Annotated in this window: 19 protein-coding genes and 2 pseudogenes; 11 read left to right on the top strand and 10 right to left on the bottom strand. The window is 68.5% G+C overall.

Annotated features, from left to right (window positions below; all coding sequences use genetic code 11):
- Window positions 1-331: 331 nt before the first annotated feature.
- The 4 genes and pseudogenes from ABD844_RS44975 (at window position 332) to ABD844_RS44960 (ending at window position 4,181) form a co-directional block, all read left to right on the top strand.
- Complete coding sequence (locus tag ABD844_RS44975) at window positions 332-559, top strand: GntR family transcriptional regulator (RefSeq protein ID WP_344893321.1); 228 nt, start codon at window positions 332-334, stop codon at window positions 557-559.
- A 57-nt stretch (window positions 560-616) separates the two neighbouring features.
- Window positions 617-1,091 (top strand): annotated as a pseudogene (locus ABD844_RS44970) (NUDIX hydrolase).
- A 307-nt stretch (window positions 1,092-1,398) separates the two neighbouring features.
- Complete coding sequence (locus ABD844_RS44965; protein ID WP_344893319.1) at window positions 1,399-1,821, top strand: hypothetical protein; 423 nt, start codon at window positions 1,399-1,401, stop codon at window positions 1,819-1,821.
- Complete coding sequence (locus ABD844_RS44960; RefSeq protein WP_344893316.1) at window positions 1,818-4,181, top strand: tetratricopeptide repeat protein; 2,364 nt, start codon at window positions 1,818-1,820, stop codon at window positions 4,179-4,181. Before ABD844_RS44965 ends, ABD844_RS44960 begins: the two co-directional genes overlap by 4 nt.
- Window positions 4,182-4,700: 519 nt before the next feature.
- Here the strand turns inward: ABD844_RS44960 and ABD844_RS44955 are convergent.
- The gene (locus tag ABD844_RS44955) at window positions 4,701-5,183 is read right to left on the bottom strand and encodes a hypothetical protein (protein WP_344893313.1); all 483 of its coding nucleotides are present in this window, start codon (window positions 5,181-5,183) and stop codon (window positions 4,701-4,703) included.
- Between the two features lie 460 nt (window positions 5,184-5,643).
- Between ABD844_RS44955 and ABD844_RS44950 the strand changes: the two genes are divergently transcribed.
- Window positions 5,644-6,315, top strand: a complete 672-nt coding sequence (locus ABD844_RS44950; RefSeq protein ID WP_344893310.1) for a DUF4240 domain-containing protein — start codon at window positions 5,644-5,646, stop codon at window positions 6,313-6,315.
- Window positions 6,316-6,374: 59 nt separating this feature from the next.
- Here ABD844_RS44950 and ABD844_RS44945 read toward each other — a convergent pair whose 3' ends face one another.
- Together ABD844_RS44945 and ABD844_RS44940 are read right to left on the bottom strand one after the other, a co-directional pair.
- Window positions 6,375-6,842 carry a hypothetical protein gene (locus ABD844_RS44945; protein ID WP_344893307.1) on the bottom strand — a complete coding sequence of 156 codons (468 nt, stop codon included), beginning with the start codon at window positions 6,840-6,842 and terminating at the stop codon, window positions 6,375-6,377.
- 132 nt (window positions 6,843-6,974) lie between these two features.
- Entirely contained in the window at window positions 6,975-7,310 is a 336-nt protein-coding gene (locus ABD844_RS44940; RefSeq protein WP_344893304.1) for a hypothetical protein, read from the bottom strand.
- A 53-nt stretch (window positions 7,311-7,363) separates the two neighbouring features.
- Here ABD844_RS44940 and ABD844_RS44935 point away from each other — a divergent pair, with 53 nt between their 5' ends.
- The 5 genes from ABD844_RS44935 to ABD844_RS44915 all read left to right on the top strand — a co-directional run bounded on the left by ABD844_RS44935 (window position 7,364) and on the right by ABD844_RS44915 (window position 15,114).
- Window positions 7,364-7,771 carry a VOC family protein gene (locus ABD844_RS44935; protein ID WP_344893301.1) on the top strand — a complete coding sequence of 136 codons (408 nt, stop codon included), beginning with the start codon at window positions 7,364-7,366 and terminating at the stop codon, window positions 7,769-7,771.
- 105 nt (window positions 7,772-7,876) lie between these two features.
- Window positions 7,877-9,490, top strand: coding sequence for a hypothetical protein (locus tag ABD844_RS44930; RefSeq protein WP_344893298.1), 1,614 nt, complete (start codon window positions 7,877-7,879; stop codon window positions 9,488-9,490).
- Window positions 9,426-12,773 carry a hypothetical protein gene (locus tag ABD844_RS44925; RefSeq protein ID WP_344893295.1) on the top strand — a complete coding sequence of 1,116 codons (3,348 nt, stop codon included), beginning with the start codon at window positions 9,426-9,428 and terminating at the stop codon, window positions 12,771-12,773. Before ABD844_RS44930 ends, ABD844_RS44925 begins: the two co-directional genes overlap by 65 nt.
- A 146-nt stretch (window positions 12,774-12,919) precedes the next feature.
- The gene (locus tag ABD844_RS44920) at window positions 12,920-14,092 is read left to right on the top strand and encodes a hypothetical protein (protein WP_344893292.1); all 1,173 of its coding nucleotides are present in this window, start codon (window positions 12,920-12,922) and stop codon (window positions 14,090-14,092) included.
- Between the two features lie 191 nt (window positions 14,093-14,283).
- Complete coding sequence (locus ABD844_RS44915; RefSeq protein ID WP_344893289.1) at window positions 14,284-15,114, top strand: hypothetical protein; 831 nt, start codon at window positions 14,284-14,286, stop codon at window positions 15,112-15,114.
- Window positions 15,115-15,367: 253 nt separating this feature from the next.
- Here ABD844_RS44915 and ABD844_RS44910 read toward each other — a convergent pair whose 3' ends face one another.
- The 5 genes from ABD844_RS44910 to ABD844_RS44890 all read right to left on the bottom strand — a co-directional run bounded on the left by ABD844_RS44910 (window position 15,368) and on the right by ABD844_RS44890 (window position 19,920).
- Window positions 15,368-16,099, bottom strand: a complete 732-nt coding sequence (locus ABD844_RS44910; protein WP_344893286.1) for a DUF4097 family beta strand repeat-containing protein — start codon at window positions 16,097-16,099, stop codon at window positions 15,368-15,370.
- Between the two features lie 169 nt (window positions 16,100-16,268).
- On the bottom strand, window positions 16,269-17,111 hold the full coding sequence (locus ABD844_RS44905) for an LLM class flavin-dependent oxidoreductase (protein WP_344893284.1): 843 nt from the start codon (window positions 17,109-17,111) through the stop codon (window positions 16,269-16,271).
- Window positions 17,108-17,935, bottom strand: coding sequence for a GNAT family N-acetyltransferase (locus tag ABD844_RS44900; protein WP_344893282.1), 828 nt, complete (start codon window positions 17,933-17,935; stop codon window positions 17,108-17,110). Before ABD844_RS44900 ends, ABD844_RS44905 begins: the two co-directional genes overlap by 4 nt.
- 157 nt (window positions 17,936-18,092) lie before the next feature.
- Entirely contained in the window at window positions 18,093-18,440 is a 348-nt protein-coding gene (locus ABD844_RS44895) for an STAS domain-containing protein (protein WP_344893279.1), read from the bottom strand.
- Window positions 18,441-18,474: 34 nt separating this feature from the next.
- Window positions 18,475-19,920, bottom strand: coding sequence for an LCP family protein (locus ABD844_RS44890; RefSeq protein WP_344893276.1), 1,446 nt, complete (start codon window positions 19,918-19,920; stop codon window positions 18,475-18,477).
- 81 nt (window positions 19,921-20,001) lie between these two features.
- Between ABD844_RS44890 and ABD844_RS44885 the strand changes: the two genes are divergently transcribed.
- On the top strand, window positions 20,002-21,018 hold the full coding sequence (locus ABD844_RS44885) for a glycosyltransferase family 2 protein (protein ID WP_344893273.1): 1,017 nt from the start codon (window positions 20,002-20,004) through the stop codon (window positions 21,016-21,018).
- A 72-nt stretch (window positions 21,019-21,090) separates the two neighbouring features.
- Here ABD844_RS44885 and ABD844_RS44880 read toward each other — a convergent pair whose 3' ends face one another.
- Window positions 21,091-22,827 carry a CDP-glycerol glycerophosphotransferase family protein gene (locus ABD844_RS44880; RefSeq protein WP_344893270.1) on the bottom strand — a complete coding sequence of 579 codons (1,737 nt, stop codon included), beginning with the start codon at window positions 22,825-22,827 and terminating at the stop codon, window positions 21,091-21,093.
- A gap of 26 nt (window positions 22,828-22,853) precedes the next feature.
- Window positions 22,854-23,163: pseudogene (locus tag ABD844_RS44875) on the bottom strand (2-C-methyl-D-erythritol 4-phosphate cytidylyltransferase); the annotation flags it as partial.

The following is a 23,163-nucleotide window of genomic DNA, read 5'->3' as shown; positions in this document are numbered from 1 at the left end:
GGCGGGGTGCGTACCGTGGAAGTCGTAGTCATCTACCACCGAGGCTCACCGTCCTTCATGACGCGCGACCCCGACGAGCCACCTTTGGCGCCCGCGGAAACCGCAATCGATGAACAGGCGTTGGTGAGCGAGGAGCCGACCCCGGCCGCGGGACGCACCCATCACGGGGCGGCCAGCCGGAGCGCACTTTGCGGAGCCCCACCCGGAGGGGCCCACCGTCGCTCACCAACGCCATGCGAGCAAGCTAACTCAACCTGTCCTATCCTGTCTACGGCATTCCTAGGACTTCCTGTTCTATGTTGATAGGTCCACCACTACGTAGAGTCGTCCTGTGATTGAGTGGGACCCCAGGCTCTACAAGTGGGAGCAGATAGCCAACGTCGTGGCCGAGCGCATCGACAGCGGCACCTACCCCGCACTCACCTTGATCTCCGAGGTGAAGCTCCAGGAGGAGTTCGACGTCGCACGCGTCACGGTGCGCAAGGCGATGGAGGCCCTCAGAGAACGCGGGCTCATCACCACCAAGCCAGGCAAGGGCTCCATAGTCGTCCCGCAGTAGCCACGGGCACGGGCAACGACGGCCGAAGGCGACGCCGGGCGGCGTAGGCTCCGGCACATGAGCAAGCGGATCGACTACTACGACGACCCGAACGCACCTGCCGCCAACAGCCTCGTGCCGTCCGTGAACGTCGTGGTCACCAACGAGGCCAGCGAACTGCTTCTCATCCGCCGATCCGACAACGGCAACTGGGCGTTGCCCGGCGGCGCCATCGACCTCGGAGAGTCCATCCCCCAGGCGGCTATCAGAGAGACCCTCGAAGAGACCGGGATCATCTGCGAGATCACAGGCTTGGTCGGCACCTACAGCGACCCCCGGCACGTCATCCATTACACCAGCAATGACGAGGTCCGCCAGGAGTTCTCTCTCGTGCTCGCGGCCAGGGCAACGAGCGGTCAGCTAACACCGAGCGCAGAATTCCACACGGGTGCATTGGGTGCCCAGGCACCGGCTTGACAACTACGCCATGCACCAGTCGATGAGGCTGAGGATCAACCACTACCTCCAAGGGGCCGGCCCGCACATCGGTTGAACCACAGCCCGTCCATACGGTCAACCATCAACCGAAGCCGCAGCCACGAGGCAGAAAACCAGCAGGTCAGGAGCATGATCTATTGACCGGATGAGACTTTTCTCTACGGTTTCAAGGGCAGCCCGCCTCCGGCGGCCCGCCGCGCGTCGGGCGGTCGCTGGCCGCGCTGCGGCTCTCCGGCCGGTCGCGGCCCGCGCCTCCCACGCGCTAGAACACATCGGGCCAATTCTTCGAGTCGACGCTCGTGCCGGGGCAAGACCATCTACTCTTAAAAGAGGCATAACACGGTCTACCGGATGGACACGCTATGGATCTTGCTGCTCTAGTGGGCGAGTTGACCCCATATGTTTCTGCGGCCCTTGGCGCATACGGTGGCGCTGTTCTCGCTAAAACTCAAGACCAAGCTGCGGATGCCACGGTGTCATGGGGAAAGAGAATCCTTCAAAGGGTGTTCGGCGTAGCCGAGACGGCAGATGAGTGCCCAAGCAGTATCAAGGGTGTGCTTGATAATCCTGAAGATGCAGATAGTCTGACCACTCTCCGCGCAGACATCCATCAAGTGCTGGCGGAAGACCCGGACCTGGCAAAAGAAGTAGCAGAGATGCTTCAGAGAGCCAAGCAAGAGGCCGCCGTGACATCTTCTGTTACCGTGGTAGCCAACTCTTATGATCACGCACAGCAAGCGGTGCTCGGAGAAGGAACACAGCACAATACATTCAATGCTAAATGATGGAAACAGCTGACCATAACAATGGCGCGATCGGGCGCGTTCAAGCTTTTGATGGTGCCCAGCAGGCAGTTCAAGGGTTGGGCACGCAGAATAACTACTTCTACGCCCGTACCAGTGGAGGACCTGAACGTAAGCCCTTCACGATACATGCTCCTCCCAACCTAATAGGTCGAAGTGCCGAGATGGCACGCCTGAAGACCCTTGCAGCTTCGGAGGAGCCGCACTCGGGGCCAGTAATACTCACAATCCATGGCATGGCTGGTGTTGGCAAGACAGCTCTCATGCGAGTGTTTGCCCAACAACTGCAAGCATCATATCCAGATGCGTGTATCGAAGTGGACCTACAGGGCTTTACGCCCGGCAAGGAGCCACGCAGATGCCTGGAGGTCCTAGCCGAACTGCTGGCACTTGTCGGATTCCAAGGTACGGATATTCCATCTGACGAGAATGCTGCCGCTCAGTTGTGGCGCTCGTGGCTAGCAGGGCGTCGAGTGTTGATATGTCTTGATAATGCACGGGACCCTGATCAGGTCGAGCTCTTGCTTCCTGGTGTGAGCGCAAAAGACTGCCTAGTTCTTATATCGAGCAGGCAACGCCTGGGACGTTTGAATGCTCAGTCCATGCATCTCAAGCCGCTAGAAGAAATTGACGCAGTCGAACTTCTTGTCGGCAAGAATGCAGCTGGCAGAGAGGATCGCGATACGCTTGCAGATGTTGCCGCGGCATGCGGGTTCCTACCGCTGGCTATTCGGGCGGTGGGGGTACTTCTCGAAGTGGCAAAGCCGCGAGATGTTCTGGCAACAATGCGTGAGGCCAGTAATCCGTTCCATTATCTCCCTGTAGAAGAACGAGCTATACGCTCTGCTTTCTCCGTTTCCTATGACGCGCTGTCAAATGATTTGAAGTCATTCCTTCGCAGATGTGCATGGCATGACGGACCGAATTTCGATGACTACTCTATGGCAGCACTTACTCAAGTACCCCGTTACATTGCTGCGGCCCGACTGGCTGACTTGTTTCAATACAACATGCTGCTACAAGTGGGGTCAAGTCGATATAAGCTGCATGACCTGTTCCTGGGATATGTGCGTGAAAGATCAACTCTAGACGAGACCGAAGACCTGATCGGGCGTGCGAGAATTCGACTGTACGAAAGTCTCGATATTCGTCTCGCAGACGCGCTAGCGTTTATCAAGAAACACGACCCGCGGTCCGGTTGGAGTCGCATATCTCCAGAATCGGAAATGGAGGCGATTGAAGACGCGAGGGACTGGCTCACGAGTGCAATAGAGGAAATAAACAATGTAGCTGCTAGTGCCGTGAGGGATCGCTGGGAAGACTGTGCTGTTCTCGTCTCGAACGCTGCATGGTGGCTAATGGCGAGTAAGAGACTTGCGACCTCCCGTAATCTATACTCATTGCTAAGTGAGATCGCAGACGCCGAAAACAACAAAGCATGGAAAGCTGTAGCTGTATCTGGCCTTGGATCTCTTAGTCGTGCACGAAATGAGCTTCAAGAGGCTGAAGATTACTACTCTCAGGCTCTGGATCTATTTCATGATCTGCGCGCCTGGGTTAATTGGGCAAATGTTTGTAGTGGCCTCGCCGAGATCGCGTTCATGCGCGGCGGGTACGATCTTGCTGAGAATCTATATAGAGAAGCGATTGCAATCTTTACCAAGCAACTGCAGTGGGAGTCGAAGATTCGCGCAATACAGGGCTTGGGTGCGATTGCCTTTGAGAGAGGTGATTATGCGACCGCTCTTGAGCGCTGTAGCGGAGCTCTCGCTTTTTGCAAGATGGTCGACGATAGGTTTGGGGAAGCGCAAGCATGTAGTGCATTGGGTAGCATCAACAAGAAACTAGAGAAAATCGATGAGGCTCTACATTGTTACAATATGGCTCGCAATCTATTTGAAGAAATGGGGTTAGGGATAGCGGCCGCCGGCGTGACTGTTGAGCTCGCCGATTTAAATATAGATAGAAAGGAGCACTCCGAAGCGGAGAGGCTGTACTCTGAGGCTGCAAGGACTTACGCCTCCCATGGCGAAATTCGGGGTGAGCTAGAGGCCCATTATGGCGTTGGGCGAGTGGCCTATGACCAGGAAGATTTTGGTGCAGCTATCACAGTCTGGCGTCGGAGTGCCGAGCTCGCTCGCGACAAGGGTGAGATGTGGCACGCAATGAAGTTGACGTTTGCTGTAGGCGCGGCACATGAGTCGATTGAAGAAATAGAAGAGGCAGTAGCATGTTATCTTGAGGCAGAGTCTTGGTATCGAGCGAATGGCTTCCAGGAAGATGCCAGCGAATGCGAGCAAGCGTTGGCAAGGACTCTGAAAATCAATGACGCAAATGGTTAGGCATGCTGAGGAAATCGCTAGCCGTGGCCTACATTTCTTGATGGCACCTTGAAGCCGGTTGGTCCAGGCCAAATGTCAACATTTATCTCATCCCCGCCAGCAAGGTGCTGCACAGCAATGCCGACACAAAGAGCGCATGACACCATCTAGCACCCGCCGCGTGACCAGGCGGAAGACCGCTCGACATTGTGGCTGGCTCCCGATATAAATAGCCCGCCCGCCTCGCACTTTTGGGAGACACGACGTTGCCAGTCGAGGCCGTGACGATCGCTCACTTCGCCTCTCGCCGACCATGGCCGGGGCGATCGACGCCGAGGCCCTCCTTCGTCGGGCCCCGGCACCGGGTGACCATGGCTGAGGTGACAGCAGCGCTGACAGCAACGTCCCCATACGCCGACGCATCTGCGCCACCGTCCACACGTGCCTGACCACGGTCTCCATCACCGGAGCAGGGTGATTGCTCCGCCTGAAAAGCGGACGGTCGCAGCTCTCTCCCGAGACCTCTGCCTCTGCCTCGGCCTACCGCCTATCGATCTCCCTTACCTGGGTGGCTGCTGCCTCTGTGAAGTTCAGTAGGGCGCGGCGGGCCTTGCGTCCTCGGTCCTTCCTGTCTGACTCATCGGATGCTAGTGGGATGTCTTCGGTGTGCTTCAGCGCGAAGTATGCGAGTTCGGTGAGTGCCTCGTTCGCTGCCACCAGACGCAGCCTGAAGAGAGCTGAGGTGGCATCGGTCCGCTTCTTGTAGGACTCATCCCGTGCCGCGATGAACGCCTGGCTTTGCGGGTCTTCCTGCTCGTGATGCCATCGGTCGTTCTGGCTCTGCCGGAAGTCGGTCAACGCGCCGGCGAAGGTACTGTAGGCGGCTAACTGCTCCTGCCAGAGTCGATCTTCTCGTGCGGTCTGACGAGCTTGTCTCGCCGCACGAGTCTGGAACACGTACGTGACCGTGACCCCGAGCAGCGTTCCTGCGACCGCGATGATGCTCGTTATCGCGCTTGCCATTCAGCTAGTGGAACACAGGAACACCTTCAGCCTTGCGGTCTTGCCCCAAGGTCTACTGTTTGAGGATCAGTCGGACGTTTGAGCGACCTTGATGAGAAGTGACACGGTCGCGTTTCCGCTCGTGCGCCTGCCCCGTTCCGTCGCTGTTCCGTGAGAACACCAGAACCAACGAAAGCTGATGAGAGTCGGCCACAGCCGTAATGCCTGATCAGCCCGCTGATCGCCGAGCTTCCCCAAGTGCCTGCGATGGGCGTCGGAGATCACCCAGATCTACGAGGGCACCAACCAGATCCAGCGCATGGTGATGGCCCGCCAGCTCCTTAAGTAGCGCGTTGACGTGCGGAAATCTGGCGCGTTAGTGCGTGTGGTGCCGGGTTTCGCGCGATGCCCGAGCCCGGTGAAAGCGGGCCGCGTTCCGTGATCTGTACAGAGGGCTCGGAGGCTGCCATGATCGCGTCTTATGGACGTTGCCGGCTTCTGGGCGATGATCGAGCGTTCCGCGCAGGAGACGGACACAAGGGCGGAGCGCGTGGCATGGCTGGAGGAGCGCCTGTCCGCTCTGCCGGTCGCAGAGATCGTCGACTACCAGACGTGGTGGACCATCGCCGCCAATCGCGGTTGCTCCTGGGACATGTACGCGGTCTATTGGACGCTCATGGGCAGCGGCTCGTCTGACGGGTTCGAGTACTTCGTGAGCTGGCTGATCAGCCTTGGCCGCGAAGCCTTCGAAACGGTGGCCGACTGTCCCGACGCCGCTGTCGATTTGCCGCAGGTCCAGCACGTCCTGGAGTTGGAGCGCTCGTTCTTTCGCGGCTACAGGCGCGTGACCTGGTCCAAGGATGGAAAGTTCCGCCTCACGCGGCTCACCCGACGCCGGCGTGAGATCTGGACACGGGAGGAGTGGCCAGAGTTCGAACTCCTCGAATACGTGACCTTCGAGCCCTACAAGAAGGCGACCGGCCTGGAAACGGACAGCCTGGGTGATGCCGTCCGGGCTCGGGGCGTGAAGAGCAAGTTCCCCTCCCTGACGTACCATGCGGAGCCCGACGGCGCGGAATGGGACTTCGGAGACGAAGCGGAGTTCATTCGCCGTCTCCCGCGGGTCGCTCGCCACGCCGGGGTCACTCAATAGGTCCGGCCGGCGGGGAGCGGACCACGCCATGGGAGAGGTCCGCGGTTCCGGGTGACCGGTTACCGGCCGGAAGGTGTCTCCTCGTCGGAGGGGGTGTCGTTTCGGGGGTGGATCTGGACGGCTCGTGGGAGGTCTTTGATGCTGCCGCCCTCAGGGATCAGGCCCCAGAGGAACGGGATCAGGTAGCGGGGTGGTTCGCCGAGGAGCGCGGTCAGGTCGTCCTCGGTGACGTCGAGGGTGAAGGGCGAGCCCGGCCGCCGCGGGTCCCACCCTGCTTCGACGGCTCGCCGGATGCATTCGCTGACGAGGACGGGACGGATGGCCATCGTTCGTGCGCCGAACCCGTTGTCCGGCCGGGCAAAGGGGAGCGAGACCGTGAGAACGCCTCCCGCCTCTTCGACTCGCTCGACCGCGAAGCGGATCGGGTTCCACGTGTCGCCCCGGTTGGACGGGTTGTTGCTGACCCGCCAGCGGTAGTCGGTGCCGTCGACGCTGATGCGCCGCGAGCCCTTCTTCGGCATTGTCACAGCCGCCTCCAAGTTCCGGTCGTGCCCGGTCGCCGTTGCGTGGGAGCGTCAGAGTAGCGAGAGCTGATGTGAGAAGCCTGTGAGCGGGCGGGCGCCCGGCCGGTCCGCGTCATCCCGCAGGTACGGGACCTCCTACGTGGGCAGGTCGGTCAGGTCTTCGTCGGTCAGGGTCAGTTCGAAGGCGTTGCCGGCCCGCGACGGGTCCCAGCCGCCCGTGCGGGCCCGGCGGATGGTCGCCGCCACGAGCGCCGGGCGTACGGCGGTCGTGCGCTCGCCCAGCCAGGCGTCCGGACGCGAGTAGGGCAGCGAGACGAGCAGGACGCGGCCAGGCGCCTCGGCCCGTTCCACGGCGAAGGTCATGGGTCCCCAACCGTTTCCCTGGCAGTGGGTCGGCTTGTGGCGTATCCGCCAGCGGTAGCCGGTGCCGTCGACGGTGATGGGGCGTGCGCCCTTCTTGGGGATCGCCACGGTGGGGGACCTCCTGAGTCCGTTCGGTGGAGCGACCGTCGTAGGGTCCCTTCATGAGCGAGGAGCACGCAACTGGTTTGTTGCACCATGTCGAGATCTGGGTCCCCGACCTGCGGCGGGCCACGGTCGGTTGGCAGTGGCTGCTGGAGGCGCTCGGGTACGCGCTCCACCAGGATTGGGAGCACGGGCGGAGCTGGCGGCTGGGGGCGACGTACATCGTCGTCGAGCAGTCGCCCGCGCTCACCGCGGCGCGGCACGACCGGTGTCGTCCGGGGCTGAACCACCTGGCCTTCCACGCGGGGAGCCGTGCGCGGGTCGACGAGCTGGCCGGGCAGGCGCCCGCGTACGGGTGGACGTTGATGTTCCCCGACCGGCATCCGTGGGCGGGTGGGGACCGGCACTACGCCGCCTACCTGGAGGATGGGGACGGGTTCGAGGTGGAGCTGGTGGCGGCCCGCTGAAGGCGGCTCGCTCGTACCCGGAGTGAAATCCACTGGCGCGAGCCCGGGAGACTGCGGCATCATGGCGCACATGATCTACGGAAAGGGCGGCCACCGCCCCAGCCGGTGAACCCCGGCACGAGGAAGCTGAGCGACGACGACCGGCTCACCTTCCTGGCACACGCGATCTCCATGTCCTCCCTGTACGGCCCCGGCCCCTGGCCGCCGCATGCCCAGGAGCTCCCGGACGAGCCGCCTCGCCCTGACGACGGCCGGCCGTACATCTCCAGTGCCGTCATGGACGGCATCAGGACCCACCACTTCGCGATCGACCCCGATCCCGGCGCGGTCGCCGAGGTCGCCGACCTGCTGCGGAACGACGCGCCGTACGAGCGACTGCACGACCGGCTGGCCGCGGCGTCGGCGCTGGCCATCTGCGACGAGCTGCTGCGCGAGCTGTCGCGACGGCCGCCGCTCGGCCAGCGGCTCTACGACGCGGGACGGTGGCTGGCCGAGCACGGCACCCGGCGTGAGGCGACGAAGATCGGTATCGTCCTCGTCGGAGCCTGCGGCGGCGAGCCGGACCGCGAGCTGCTGCTCCTGCTCGGCACGCTGGAGGAGTTCACCCTGTACGCCGTCGTCGCGCTCCTGCGCACCCAGCCCGACCCGGAGCGGGCGGTGTTCGAGCTGGCCGGGCGCGTCAAGGACTGGGGGCGCGTGCACGCGGTCGAACGCCTCGCAGGCAGCCACGACCCCGAGGTCAAGGCTTGGCTGCTGCGCGAGGGCTTCCGTAACGGCATCACGAACGAGTACCTGGCCCCGATCGCCGCCACGACCGGCGACCTGTACTCCGCGCTGCTCGACCCGGAGCCGGACGACGCGCTGGTGGACGGCGCGGGCGACCTCCTGGCCGCGCTCGTCGTCGGCGAGGGCGGCCCGACCTCGGGCATCAGCGCGTACGCCGACGCCGTGCCCGCCCTGGCCCGCTACGCCGACCTGGCCGCGACCCGCGAGGCCACCCTCGGCCGCCTTCTCAGCCTCCTGTCCGTGACCGAGGGGCTGCGCGAGGCGCCCGCGGACGGGTTCGGCTGGCGGGGCGGCGACCTGGAGGTGTTGCGCCGGCGCTACGAGGAGGTGCTGGGGCAGCCCCGCTGGAGCGGCCTGGCGCTGGCGGGCGTGGCGGACCCGGCGGGCGCGGACTTCGGCGCGGCGCTGTACTGCGCGTCCCGGCTCGGCCTGCCGATACTCCCGCAGGCCGAGGCCAGGGTACGGCTGGAGCCCGGCGACGACTCCGCCTGGGCCGCGGTGATCCGCCTGGCCGCGCCGGAGGCGCTCGTCGCGCTGGCCGGCGAGCTGCTGCCGGTGGAGAGCCTGGCGAACGGTCCCGGCGAGCGCCTCTTCGGCGACGGCCACGAACAGGTGCTGGAGTCGGTGGTCGAGGAGCTGGGCGCGTATCCGGGGCTGGGCCTGCCGCTCATCCGGGTGGCGCTGCGCAATCGGCTGATCAGGGTGCGCGCGAACGCGGTGCGGTCGCTGGCCGCGTGGCCGACCGTGCCCGAGGAGGCCCTCACCTGGGTACGGGCCGCGCACGAGGCCGAGCCGGACGACGGCGTACGCGCGGACATGCGCACCCTGCTCACCCGCGACGTGCTCACCCGCGACGTGCTCACCTGCGATGGCGACCGACCGCCGCACCGACGAGACGACGAACGGAGGCGAGGCGGCCATGCGGCCTCGTGAACTTTCCCCGCGCGAACTGCTCGACGAGGTGGAGCCGCTGCCGTACGCGCAGCGGCTGCGCCGCCTGGCAGAACACGCGAGAGCGCTCACCGGCCGCCCCGAGCTGCGGGCGCTGCTGGACGGCCTGGCCGGGCTCGGCCAGTACGAGCGCTCGCTCGGAGTGCGGCTGGCCGTCGTCGCGAACGAGGTCGAGCACGTCACGCGCGCCATGGCCGACCCCGATCCGGACGTCTCCCGGTACGCGATCAACCAGGCGATCCGGCTCGGCGGCCCCGACGACGCCGTCGTGGAGATCGTCCGTACCGCTTCCGCTGACCGCCGGATGGCTGCCTACCGGGCCATCAGGCAGGCCGAGCGGCACGACCTGGCCGGGCGGCTGCTCGACGAGGTACGCGAGCGGTGGGGCGACAGGGAGGCGGCCGGTCTGCTCACGTCGTGCCCGGCCGGGATGGTCGCGGCCCGGCTGGCCGACCTCGCGTACGCGGTGCCGAACTGGGGCGCCCTGGCCCGGCGGCACCCCGTCGTCGTGCTCGACCACGCCGAATCGGTGCTGGCCGAGCTGCCGCGCCCGTTACGTCCCGCGTGGTGGCTCGCGGTCGGTCCCGGGATCGAGGCCGCCGCCGAGCACGTCCCCGAGCGGGTGATCACGCTGCTGGAGCGCCACTGGACCGACAGGACCTGGCGGTGCGCGGGACGGCTGCTGGACGCCGACCTGGAGCGTACGCTGGCCCTCTACCTCATCCCCGGGCGGGAGCCGCAGCTCGCCGGGCTGCTGCGGCGGCGGGCCGTACGGCGGCGGCTGGCCGCACTCACCGACGACCGGCTCGGGGAGCTGGGACGCGCGGTGCGCGAGCACGATGACTGGTTGGTCGACCTGCTGCTGGCGGTGCCGCCCAGCCGCAGGGAGGCGGTGTTCGCCGCGGCGACGGAGGGTGTCGACGTCTCCCAGGCGGTCTGCTCGGAAGACCTGCTGAAGGTCCTGCCGCTGGGCCGCCGCGTCGCCGAGGCCCGCCGCATGCTGGGGCTGCGTTCCGTCGCCGGAGACCCGTACCACGTGCTCGAGGTCACCGCCTTTCTCCCGTACGACGAGGCCGAGGAGACGTTGCGGGCCGTCACCCGCCGCTCCGACGGGCGCGAGCGCGCCAACGGCTACCTCCACCTGATCGCCTGCGCCGGCCGCGCCCGCGACCCCGAGATCGTCACCCGCCTGATGGACGCGCTCGGTCGGCTGCGCAACGAACAGGACCCGGTGCGCCTGGCCGCCGCCGGGGCGCTGGCGGAGATCCCGCCGCGACTCTTTCTGGCCGCGCACGTGCCCGCCCTGGACCGGCTCGTGGACGACGCGCTCGCCGCCCGCGACTGCTCCCACTCCACCCGGGTCGTCCTGGCCCGCCTGGCCGCCGGCGTCTTCGGGGAGGGCGCGCGGCGGGACGACCCGGCCCTGCTGGAGTACGGACTGCGGGTCTTCGAACGGGTCACCGGCCACACGGGCACGGTCTACCTGCGCCCGCTGGCGCACGTGCTGAGGCGGGGCCAGGAGGCCGTACTGGGGCGCAGGCTGGCGCCGTACCTGGCGGCGGAGGCCGACCACGACCGCCACGACCTGGCCTTCATGCTCGCGGCGGCGCTCGGCCGGCGCGGCCACGACGTGCCGGAGCTGCAGGACGCGCTGGAACGCGCGTTGACCGCCGCGAGCGACTCGGACGCGCTGCGGGCGATCGAGCTCTGGCTGGAGCCGCCGCGGACGCGGGGGCGGCGGGTGGAGGCGCTGCTGGCGTCCGACCCGTCCGTGGTCGTGATCGGCCGGGTGTTCGACGTGCTGGCGTGGCAGCGTACGGATCTGCTGGACGCCGCGCTGGGCCGTCGAGCCCCGGTGGGCCGGTTCGCCAAGAAGGGGGTGCGGCGGGTGCCGCATGCCCGCCGTCAGGCCGTACGACGGTGGACGGCGGCGCAGCGCGAGGCGTACCTGGGGCTGATGGAGCGGGTGGCGGGGAACCGCAAGCTGCCCGCGCGGGAGCGTGCCCAGGCGGTGCGGATGATGGGCGAGGTCCCCGCGGCCGAGGCCGGGAGGTTGCGGCCGTTCCTGACCTCGGACGACGCCCTGCTGCGGCGGGCGGCGCTGACCGCGCTGCCGTGGACGGCGCGTCCGGGGGAGGTGCTGGCCGACCTGCTCGCGTACGCCGGTGGGGACGACGCGCACGTGGCCGTGTACGCGGCGGCGCGGGCGGCTCGCCACGTGCGTCCCGCCGAGTTGCCCGCGGCCCTGGAGCCGGTGTTGGACGGTGGCAAGGTGACCGCGCGCAAGGAGGCGGTCCGGCTGCTCGCCCGCCACCGCGCGCCCGGCGCGACCCGGCTGCTGCGCGACCTGTGGGCGGCCGACGGCCAGCACAAGGACGTACGGGTGGCGATCGGGTCGGCGGTCATCGACCTGCTCGCCGAGCCCGAGGCGTGGGAGGTGCTCAGGGGAGCGGTGACGGAGGCCGGGGACCTGGCGGCCCCGGTGCTCGGCACGCAGCCGCTGGCCGTGCCCGAGCGGTGGCGGGCGGAGTTCGGGGAACTGGTCGTGGCCGCGACGCGGGCACCGGACCGGCGTACCCGGGCGAGCGCCGTCATGGAGCTGCGTCACTGGGTGGTCTACGCGCCCGGCGCCATGGACCGGCTGGCGGAGATCGTCTGCGAGCTGCGCGAGACCGCGAACTGGCAGGACGCCGCGCGCGGGCTGGTGGTCGGCGCGTGCTCCGGGGTACGGCCGGAGGCGCTGCGGGCGGCGGTGCGCACGCTGGCAGCCGCGCCCGCCGAGCCCGACGCCGGGGCCGACCGCGACCTCCCGGCGGCCCAGCGGCTGGCGGCCGTCGTCACGTACGTGCGCCTGTGGCACCGGGTGGAAAGGGAGCCGGTGCCGCCCGGCGTCCTGGGGGCGGCCGACGACCTCCCGGTGAGCCTGGCGGCCGGGCTCCTGGCCGGGACCGCCGACTGGGACGCCCCCCGCGACGTGCTGGCGCGGCTGGTGGAGACGATGCCGGGAGTGCTGGCCGCCGTCGAGACGGGCGAGGCGCTCGCGGAGTCCACCGTGCACGTGCCGCCGGAGCGGGTGCTGCCGCACGCGCGGTGGCTGGCCGCCGAGGGGGAGACGGGCGCGCTGCTCGCCACGGCGCTGGCGGCGTCGTGCGGGCCCCGGTCGGGGTGGGCGGAGCCGTGGCGGGAGCTGCTGCGACGCGTACGCGCGGGCGACTTCCCCGAGGCCGCCCACCGCGCGCGACGCGTCAGAACGGTGGAGGAGTAAGCGGCGGAGTTCAGACCGCAGAACGATCGAGCAGCACGGTCAGAACGGTCGATCAGTAGTTCGCAGGCACTTCACTCCCAATTTCACCATTTGTCAGACATAAGCATGTGTGCGGTATACCGTCTCGTTTCGGATTGATCATCTGAATGCCGAAGACAGACGGGTACTGCACCATGCGCAAGGTCCTGACGCTCACCCTGGCCGCCACCTCCACCACCGCCCTCCTCGGCACCCTCCTCGGCGCCCCGGCCGTCGCCGCCGACCGCCCACGCGAGCTACCGGCGGAGATCAACGGCGGCGCCTGGACAGCCGGACACGTCCAGGGCATGGCCATCGACCAGCGCAAGGGCTACATGTACTTCTCCTTCACCAACCTCCTCGTCAAGACCGACCTGGCGGGCAACCTCGTCGGCTCCGTGACGGGCTTCACCGGCCACCTCGGCGACCTGGACTTCAACAGCCAGGACGGCCGCGTGTACGGCTCGCTGGAGTACAAGGCGCAGGAGTCGTTCTACATCGCGATCTTCGACGTGGACCGCATCACCAGCCCCGACATGGACGCCCAGACCACCGACGTGGTCAAGACGGTCTACCTCGAGGAGGTCGTGGCCGACTACACCGCCGACATGAACGGGGACGGCAGGTTCGACGGCAACGTGGGCAACACCCCCGACCACCGCTACGGCTGCAGCGGCATCGACGGCGTCTCGTTCGGGCCCGAGTTCGGTAAGAAGAACGGCGGCCAGAAGCTGACCGTGGCCTACGGCGTCTACGCCAACACCGGCCGCCAGGACAACGACCACCAGGTCCTCCTCCAGTACGACATCCGCCAGTGGAAGAAGTACGAGCGCCCGCTCACCGAGAGCGAGCCCCACAAGAGCGGCCCCGAGCGGGTGGACGGCAAGTACTTCCTCTACACCGGCAACACCACCTACGGCGTGCAGAACCTCGAGTACGACGAGCACACCGGCAACTGGATGATGGCCGTCTACAAGGGCACCAAGCCGCAGTTCCCCAACTACCCGTTCTTCATGGTGGACGGCGACGAGCGGCCCAGGACCGGCGAGATCGCCGGGCAGCCGCAGGCCGAGCGGGGCAAGCTGCTCACGCTGGCGCCCGGTGGCCTCCAGGACGCCGCCACCGGCGTCAGGGGCTGGCAGTTCACCGGCGAGTACGGGCTGGTCTCGCTCGAGAAGGGCCGCTACTACGTGGCCAAGGCCGGTACGGTCACCGAGAACGGCGTCACCAAGCACACCGGCCAGGCCCAGCTCTACCGCTGGACCGGCCAGTCGCCGACCCCGTTCGAGCAGCTCGGCTGACGATCCGGTTCGGAAGAGCCCTCCCGCCGCGTCCCCGGCTCCATCGGCTGGGGACGCTGTCGGCGAACGTCACCTAACACCAGCAACACATTTCCCTGTGAGCCCACTCCGTTGCCTGCGGCCCGTCGGTAACGGCTGTTAGGGTCGTCCCTCATCCCTCGAACGAGTAAAGAATCCTGCATGGGAGGGTCATGAGGATCACAGGAAAGATCGCGGTGGTCGCCTCCGCACTGGCCGCGGCCGGTGTGGCGACGACGCCCGCCGCGACGGCGCAGGCGACCTCGGCGCAGGCGGCTCCGGCGTGGGTGGCCTACTACGGGCTGACGGCCGCGAAGAGCGCCGAACGGGTGCGCCAGTTGGAGGAACAGGGTTACCGGCCGATCACGGTCAACGTTTCTGACGGCGAGAAGTACGCGGCCGTCTGGATCAAGGACGGCTCCTCTACCGAGTGGGGGATCTGGCAGGGCATGACGGCCGAGGAATACCGGCAGCGGTTCGACGCCGGGCTGAGGTCGGGCGCGCAGCCCGTCTCGGTGTCGGCCACCGGCCCGGCCGACTCGGCCGTGTTCACCGTCATCTTCGAGAAGAAGAAGGGAGACTTCCTCGCCAAGTCGAATCTCACTCCCGCTCGCTTCGCCGCCGTCAACAAGGAGGCCGCCGCCAAGGGCCTGGCGCTCAGCTCGGTCGACGCGTTCGGCACCGCGGGCGACGTCCGCTACGCCGCCGTCTGGAGCGCCAACACCGGGGGCGCCTGGAACTACACGTACGGCAAGAGCAGGCAGCAGCACGAGGCCGAGGTCTACGCCAAGAAGGAGGAGGGTTACCGGCCGGTCAGGGCGAGTGTGGCGCCCGACGGCACGTACGCGGCCGTGTGGCGCAAGGACGGGGTCAAGTCCTGGGCCCACTACGTCGACATGAGCGCCTCCGGCTACCAGAAGCGCTTCGACGACCTCAAGGGCAAGGGCCTGCACCCGGTGCAGGTCAACGCCGAGAACGGCAAGTACGTCGCCATCTGGGAGTAACCGCCGCCACCTGGAGGTGGCGACGGATCGCCGGCCGATGATTGCGGGCCGGCACACGTAAAGGCACATGGGTGCGGTTGTGGCCGCCGACCGGTCACGCAGCAGAACCGCACCTACACTCGCCCCGATCACTTGCACGGGCCCGGAGCCGCGCCTGCACGCGCCCCGACCATTTCCTCGGGCCTGGAGCCGCGCTTGCACGCGCCGCCGACCATTTCCTCGGGTTCGGAGCCGCGCCTGCACGCGCCCCCGATCACTTCTCCAGGACCTGGACGTCGCCCGACGTGCTGCGGGCCACGATCGTCCCGGTGCCCTTGTCGCCGTCGTCCTTGATCTCCGAGCGCGAGTCGCCCTCCGTGCTCTTCGCCGTCACCGCGTACGAGCCGGACGGCACCCTGGCCGTCACCTTGCCGTCGCGGGACTGCAGGTCCACCGTGGTGGGCACGCTGGCGAAGGCCACGTCGATGGAGCCGTCCGAGGTGCGGCACCGTACGTACCCGGACTTCAGGCCGTCGCCTGTGATGGGGCCCTCGCTGCTCAGCCGCAACCGGCCCGAGGCACCGGTGACCTGGATGCGGTCGCGGCTCTCGACGTCCACGTCCTGGGCGAGCCCCTGGAGGACGACACCGTCCGCCGCGTCCACCGACAGCCGTACGCCGGGCGGGACCTTGACGTGGTAGCGGGCGCCGCAGTCGCCGAAGACCATCGAACAGGAGGCGCTGAGCCGCAGGGTGCCGTCGCGCAGCGACCAGGCGGGGCCGTCGGTGACCGCCTTGCCGCGCAGCCAGCGTTCGACCTGGACGGCGCCGCCCGTGCCCTGGAGCACGCGTACACCGCCCAGGCTTGCGTTGATCTTCAGGGTGGTTCCCGTGAAGGGGAACGACTGGGCGGCGTGGATCTCTTCGGCGTCCAGATCCATGCCGCAACCGGTGGACGCCGCTGTCAGGAGCGCCGCGCATGCCGTGATGACCGCGATCTGCCTCATGCACACGATGGTCGCCGAGCCGGGCCGCCGGGCCATCGGCCGTCCGGCCCAACCCGGTACCGGCCGCATCGACCATTCGGCCGGTACGGAACCCCGCGGCCCCTCCCGGCGACGCCCGCTCGCCTGAAGCACCCGCCCAGAGCGGCGGACTACCTGACATGGCCCGCGCTCACAGGGCCGACAGCAGTGCCGCCACCTGCCCCAGCGGGTCGTCACCGATCGGCCGGACCGTCACCGTGCCCGCCCCCGCCGCCCACAGCTCCTTGACGTGCTCAGCCGCCGCCTCCGGCGTGCCGGACGCCATCGCCACCTGCTCCGGCGCGACCCCCAGGAACCCGGCCTGCCCCTCGACGATCGGCGGGATGTCTCCCGAGGCGTCCGCCCCGACGCGCAGGAACGTGAACACCACCAACTCGTGCTCCGGCCCCGCGCCGATCTGCGAGATGATCTCCGGCAGGTCGGCGGGCCCGAGGCCCTCGGGCACGATCGTGCCCTGCGCCACCCGCCCCGACAGCGCCAGTGAGCGCGGGCCCTTCACCCCGGCCAGTACGGGCGGCGGCTCGGCGGGCGGGTGCACCAGCGACACGCCGTCGAGGTGGACCGCCCTGCCGTCGAGGGTCACCGTCTCGCCGCGCAGCAGCGCGCTCACGGAGGTGATCGTCTCCTCCAGGAGGGCGAGCGGCGACGGCACGGCCGCGCCCACCTGACGCATCCAGCCCTGTACGCCGTGCCCGATCCCGGCCGCCAGCCGCCCCGGGTGCACCCGGGCCAGGTTTCCCAGCTCCATGGCCAGGAGCATCGGGTTGCGCAGGGGAGCAGGTGTGATGCCGATGCCGACGCGCAGCCGCGAGGTGACGGCCAGCGCCGTGGCGGCCGCCGAGACGCCGCCCGTCCAGCCGAGATCCTCCACCACCCACAGGTCGTCGACGGACGTCTCGTCGAGCGCTTCGGCGAACGGGACGAGCCGCTCGGGCGGCAGGTCCCGGTCGAACATGACCCCAAGTCTCTTCATGCTCTCCAGTAATAGCGGAACAACCGGCCGACCTCCGAGTATCCGGCGCGCAGGAACGCCTCGGCCGTCGGGACGTTGGTGATGTCGGTGGCGGCCACGATGCGTTCCAGGCCCGCCTCGGCGAGCGTACGGGTGCCTCGGGCCAGCAGGTCGTTGACCAGGCCCCGGCCGCGGTGCTCTGGGACGACGCCGATGTAGGCGATGGAGTGGTCGTCGGGCGCCACCAGGCCGACGGGGGAGCCGTCGAGGTGCCCGATGACGAACCAGTCGGGCTTGGCCTTGCGGCTCATCAGGTCGTCGTACATCCATCGGGCCTCCTTCTCGGGGCCCGACGTGGCCACCTCGACCCGGGTGTCGTGGTCGAGGGAGCCCGCGGAGACGCGTACGAGGAGGTCGATCACCTCGGCCGCCGCCATGTCCCGCGCGGGCCGGTACGTCAGCCTGCCCGGGTCCTCCGGGAGGTCGCTGCCGGCCACCCACTCCAGCAGCAGCCGCTCCACCTCCATCGCGAACCCGGCTTCGACCAGGGCCTCGTGCTCGACCGCGCGATCCATGACGGGGGTGAGGCCGGGCTGCAGCGAGATGTCGTGGATCACCTTGCTCAGTCCCATCGCCTCCAGGCTGCGGCGCAGCAGGCCGGCCGCGGCGACCGGGTCGGGCCCCGGGGCGAACTGCCAGACGATCGCCGGCTCCGAGCCAGGGAAGGGCGCCCAGTAGGCCAGACGGGCCTGCCCCTCGGCGAAGCACCACTCCGGCCGGGTCCTGCCCTCGTCGAAGGCGGAACGGAGCTGGGAGCGCGCGGGCTCGGGGAACTGGTCGAACAACGTGAAAGCCTCCGCACATGAGGGGGCTCTCCCGCGACATCAGAACGTCGGGGGGAGGTGTACCCGAGATGACACGACCATGTTCTCGCACACCTCCCGCCACTCGAGCCGACCGAAGGCGGCAGCGCAGCCGCTCACCGCAGCACGGTGGAGTGGCTCAGGCGGCGCTGCCGAGTGCCTCGCGCGCCTCGGTGAGGGAGTGGCTCGTCGCGAAGTGCCGGTCGAGATTCGTGATCGTCAGCAAGTGGCGGATCATCCCCGGCGCGAGCACCAGAATCATCCGGCCGTTCATCCGCCGGACGTGGTTGTGCGCCGCCACCAGCACCCCGAGCCCGACGGAGTCGCAGAACGGCACTTCGGTCAGGTCGAGGACGACGTTGAGCGGGTCGGCGGCGGCCATCGCCTGCTCCAGCTCGGCCTGCAGCCGGGGTGCACCGGCGACGTCGAGGTCGCCCGCCACGTGCACCACCGTACAGGGGCCTTCCCGCCAAGACCTGACCACCATGGGCCTCACCCGTCCAACGGCCGGTTTGTTAAAGCTATTTCTTACATATGTTCTGCATTGCCGTTTTGGTGGTTGGTGTAACGCCGGGTTTGGCGGTCGGTGTGGAATCGGCCTTCTGCTGCTTGACCTTGAGCTGGTCGCTGCCCAGCACCAGCTCGATGCGCTTGACGTCGGCCTTGCGCAGCTCGGCCCCAGGAATGGCGGACGCCACGATCTTGGCCGACTCCTCCATGCCCGCGGCGTAGCGGATGACGGTCTGCTCGTAGTCCTTCTTGGCGGTGTTGCCCGGGTCGCCGGGCACCTTGAAGCCGTAGGCGACGAGGTCCGTCTTCGCGCGGGCGGCCAGGCCCGTGATGAGGGTGCCGTTCTTGACGTCGAGCGAGATCTGGCCCGGCGCGATCGAGGACGGCTTGGCCGACGGCGACGGCTTGGCCGAGACGGTCGGGGAGGGCTTGGCCGGGTCCTGGTCCGCGTCGATGTTGGCGAACATGTCGCGGGCGGCCTGCTTGTCCCAGAGCACCGCGGACTCGCCGGTGGGCGCCTTGAAGTCGACGTTGGACAGCGGCACCTCGGCGAACTTCACGTCCTGCAGCGAGACGTCCCTGAGCTGGGTGGCCAGCCCGAGCAGCCCGTCGTCGGGATCGACCTTCACCGTGCCGAGCGTCGTGTTGACGAACGAGGCCAGCTTGGCCGGGTTGGCCAGCGTGTCGGCGCTCAGCGCCCGGTTGAGCAGGGCCGAGATGACCTGCTGCTGCCGGTCGATGCGGTCGAGGTCGGAGCGGGCGGTGGCGCGGGTGCGGGCGTAGCCGAGCGCGCGCACACCGTCGAGCTGGTGGGTGCCGGCCGGCAGGTTGAGCGCGATCTTGGTGTCGTTGATCGGTACGGGGGTGCAGACGGTGACCCCGCCCAGGGAGTCGACCACGTCGATGAAGCCCAGGATGTTGACCTCGATGTAGCGGTTGATCTGCAGCCCGGTGGCCGCCTCCACCGTCTGCTTGGTGAGCTTGGGCCCGCCGAACTGGTACGCAGAGTTGATCTTGTGGTCGCCCTTGCCCGGGACCGTCGTCCAGGTGTCGCGCGGCAGGCTCACCACGGTGACCTTCTTGTGGTCCTCCGACAGGTGGATGACCATCATGGTGTCGGTGCGCTGGCCGGACTCGCGGCCGAGCTTGAGCCGGTTCTGCTGCTGGCGGGTGAGGTCGTCGCGCTTGTCGACGCCGACCAGCAGGATGTTCTCGGCGCCATGGGACGAGGCCGCGGTCACGCCCGCGTCGACCGTGCCGATCTGGCGCGGGGTCGCCCACACCACGCCCGTGGTGACCAGCACACCGGTGGACAGGAAACCGGAGATCAGCACGTTGCGGCGGCGGGCCTTGGCACTCCTGCGCGGCTTCCGGGTGCGGACGGGTGTGAGCTTGACGCCTCCGTAGGCGTCACCGCCCACGAGCACACCGCCGTCCTCCTCGCCCGGCTCGGCCATGCCGTCCCCCTTTTGTCACGCCGGAGGATCGGGCGTTCGATTGCCCTCCTCCCCTGGTCGTACAGTAGCGTGAGCCCCGCCATGAAGCAGTTCCCCGACTCGCCGCACGCGCCCGCGGAGACGCGCGGCTGGCCCCCCATCTCCGTCATCATGCCGGTCCTCAACGAGGAGCGGCACCTTCGCGAGGCCGTCGACCAGGTCCTCGCCCAGAGCTACCCCGGCGAGATCGAGGTCGTCCTCGCCGTGGGTCCGTCCCGAGACCGCACCCAGGAGGTCGCCGACGCCATCGCGGCGGCCGATCCGCGGGTGACGGTGGTGCCCAACCCGACCGGCCGCACGCCCAACGCGCTCAACGCGGCCATCGCGGCCTCACGCAACGACATCGTCGCCCGGGTCGACGGGCATGCCATGCTGCCGTCCGACTACCTGCGCGTCGCGGTCGAGACGCTCGCCGAGACCGGCGCCGACAACGTGGGCGGCATCATGGCCGCCGAAGGGATCACCCCCTTCGAGCAGGCCGTCGCCTGCGCCATGACCTCCAAGATCGGCGTGGGCGCGGCCGCCTTCCACGTGGGCGGCACGGCCGGTCCCGCCGACACGGTCTACCTGGGCGTCTTCCGCCGCTCGGCGCTCGACCGGGTGGGCGGCTACGACGAGCACTTCCAGCGCGCCCAAGACTGGGAGATGAACCACCGCATCCGGCAGAGCGGCGGGCTGGTGTGGTTCCAGCCGCGCATGCGCGTCTCCTACCGGCCGCGGCCCGACGTCAAGGCGCTGGCCATGCAGTACTTCCACTACGGGCGGTGGCGCCGGGTGGTGGCGCGCACCCACGAGGGCACGATCAACCTGCGGTATCTCGCGCCGCCTGCCGCCGTGCTGGCCATGCTGCTCGGGCTGGTCGTGTCGCCGTTCTTCCCGCTCGCGCTGGTCGTGCCCGGTGGCTACGTCGCCGCCGTGGTGGCCGGGTCCGCGCTCACCGGCGGCGGGCTGCCCGCCGCGGCCCTGCTGCGGCTGCCGGTCGTCTACGCCGCCATGCACTGTTCCTGGGGCTGGGGCTTCCTGACCAGCCCGAGAAAGCTCGCCCGGCCCCTGCGCTGAGCCCTCGTCAGTCCGTCGCCTCGACCCTCGCCGGGCCCGGCGAGGGTCCCTTCCCGGCAGGCGGGCGGGCGGTCACGAGCCGGAGAAGACGCGTTCGACGGCGGCGTCGAAGCGGGTGAGCGCGTCCGGGTACTCCGGGCCGAACAGGTAGCTCCTGAGCTTGATCCGGGCGCGGGCCAGCGTGTCCTCACCGTCCAGGAAGTCCGCGAGCCCCGACAGGTCCGCGCCCAGCAGCACGCCCGCCTCGGTGCTCGGGTAGCGCTTGTGGAAGGCCCGCTCGGGCAGGCCCGCCACGTTCGTCACCGCGTACGGCTTCTCGCTGGCCAGGAAGTCGGCCACGACGCTGGAGATGTCGCTGATCAGCAGGTCGCACTGGTCGAAGCAGTCGTAGAGGTGCGGCTCCTGCCCCGTGACCACCAGGTGCCTGATCCGCGGCTCCGCTCCGGCGGCCCGCGACGGGTGCCGGGCCTTCGACTTGGCCAGCTCCGCCGCCTCGATCATGGTCACGATCTTGCGGTGCGCCCGGGTGGCGGTCTTGTCGCGGGTGCCGGTCAGCGGGTGCGGCTTGTAGATGACGCGCAGCGGCGGCCGGTGGTCGAGCAGCGCCCGTACGATGCGCGGGCCCATGGTGATGAGCGAGGTGTGGAACAGGTCGTCGTTCCAGCCCTCCCAGGTGGGGGCGTACAGGACGGTCCGGTACGGCGTCTTCGGCTCCTCCGTCGAGATGCCCTCCAACTGCGGCCGGCCGACCTCGTGGATGCTCTCGTCCCTGACGCCGACCTTGGCCCGGCGGTAGCGGTCGCGGCCGGCCGGCCCGGCCACCCACACCTCGTCGTACACCCGTGAGAACGGGTTGAACGACGCCTCCTTGTCGCTGTCACCGTGGTTGAGGAACGCGCTGCGCAGGGTCGGGATGCGCAACATGTGCACGTTCCTGCCGACGTTGGCGACGTACAGGCAGAGCCTGGCGCCGGCGAGGGCGCGGAAGCTCATCAGGTCGGCCGACGACGGGATGCAGACCATCGGCAGCCGGGTGCCCTCCAGGTGCGCGGCCATGCCGCGCTCGCGCAGGACGACGATGGCCCGCCGGGACATGCGTTCGAGCGTGGGCAGCCACATCCTGGCCTGGTAGGCCGCGGCGGTGGCGCCGGAGAAGTACAGGATGACCTCGGGGCGATACCTCTCGACCTGCTCGCCCACGACCTCCAGGACACGGGCGCGGTCGGTGAGGGGGGTGGCGCGGCGGACGTACGGGATGAGGGCGAGCGCCGCCGTCAGCCCCGCCACGAGCGCCAGCCCCGCGCCGAGCGTGGCGGGGACGGCGCCCAGGACGGCGCCGAGCACCGGGAAGGCGTCCAGGTAGAGGAAGGGCACGCTGCGGCCGTCGCGCAGCGGCCTGGGCGGCATCCTGGGGATGCGCAGGGCGGAGACGTCGAGGTTGCGGGTGGTCACCGGCATCCTGCTGAGCATCTGCCGCAGCCGCAGCGCCAGCCCCGTGTGCAGGGCCCGCACGCCGTGGATCGCGAGCACCCCCGCCGCCAGGGCCACGAACCACGGCGAGTCGGCTCCCGTCGTCCGCGCCACCAGCAGCAGCGCCATGGTCTCCCTGGCCGCGAAGCGCAGCGTGATGCCGAGGTGCACCTTGGCGAGCAGGTCGGGCAGCGGCCGGCCGGCGCGCGGGGCGACGCACTCGACGGCGTACGACGCCGCGGCCACCAGCCCGAACACGACCGGCGCCGGCCACAGCGCGGCCACCAGCAACACGGGATAGCAGCCGAGCAGCGCCGCGATCACGATGAGTCCCCTCATGCGTTCGCACGGTAACAACCCGCGGGTCAAGTGCCGTCCACGCCCACGTCTATGACTTGCCCTGTTAGGCCGGAGATGAGGATGTCCAGCGAGGTCTGAGCGTCGAGGAGCGGAGAGGTGCTGGTATTGAGGCAGTTGACCCGGATGCCGTCGGCGGCCCATTCGAGGGCCAGCGCCCGGGTCAGCGCCGCCACTGCCGCCGCGCCGGAGGCGTGCAGCGCGCCGGAGCCGGGCGGCACCTGGAACAGCAGGCTTCGGCGCAGGTGCGGCCGGGCGGCGCGGGCCACGTTGAGCGCGGCCAGGTGGCCGGCGGCGACCGCGTCGAAGACGGCCTCG

Source organism: Nonomuraea antimicrobica (genome assembly GCF_039536965.1).
GTDB lineage: Bacteria > Actinomycetota > Actinomycetes > Streptosporangiales > Streptosporangiaceae > Nonomuraea > Nonomuraea antimicrobica.
This window is presented reverse-complemented; position numbering and strand designations above follow the sequence as displayed.